Raw genomic sequence first — 643 nt, forward strand, 5'->3', positions numbered from 1 at the left:
GCGGCATATATGCAATTGCCAATCCTCATTCCTGTCTCCTTGCTTGCCAGTGCGTATCCGAGTTCGGATGAAGGCGCAGCTGTAGCGGAGCGGTTGAAGCTTTGCGGCCCGGTACGGGTCTGTGTCTGACGAGAGATAGTCGCCGCCCGCATGAGAAAAGTCCGGCAACTGCCTGCCGCGGGAAATTATTGTCAGATATGCAGCGGCCAATTGCTGGAGGTTCGAATCCCCCCGCAAGGCTATGTCCAAGAACATACCAGATCGTCAAGCATCAGCTTCAGCGCATCGGCCATCCGCGTGATGGTGGAAATGCTCCTGTCCATGGTTCCGGTCTCGATTTCGGAAAGATCGGCAATGCAGATGCCAGCCCTTTCCGCCGGATTTCTTGGCTCTGCGTCATCTGTGGACGATGTCTCCATGAAACCTCCATAACAAGGCCGGAGGATAGCCTTGTTGCTTGCTTCCAGGCAACGGAGGCCCGGTGCATTCCGCCGGCGGTTCCCATCCCGCCTTGACCGATAGCCGGGCCTCCCTGTGTTGCCTTCACCATTCACAACAAACACTGCACCCGCGCAAAAATGGCGATGAAAATCTCCATTACCCCGTTCGGAGCACGGTTCATTTCTTCCAGTGCAGCCGCGTG

The 643-nt window shown here is 56.6% G+C and carries 1 protein-coding gene; it reads right to left on the bottom strand.

Annotated elements, in window-relative coordinates; all coding sequences use genetic code 11:
• Positions 1 to 239: 239 nt before the first annotated feature.
• Entirely contained in the window at positions 240 to 419 is a 180-nt protein-coding gene (locus tag ACTJJ7_RS28060) for a hypothetical protein (RefSeq protein ID WP_440969505.1), read from the bottom strand.
• Positions 420 to 643: the final 224 nt, after the last annotated feature.

It is taken from the genome of Phyllobacterium sp. 22229 (assembly GCF_052056495.1).
Lineage (GTDB): Bacteria > Pseudomonadota > Alphaproteobacteria > Rhizobiales > Rhizobiaceae > Phyllobacterium > Phyllobacterium myrsinacearum.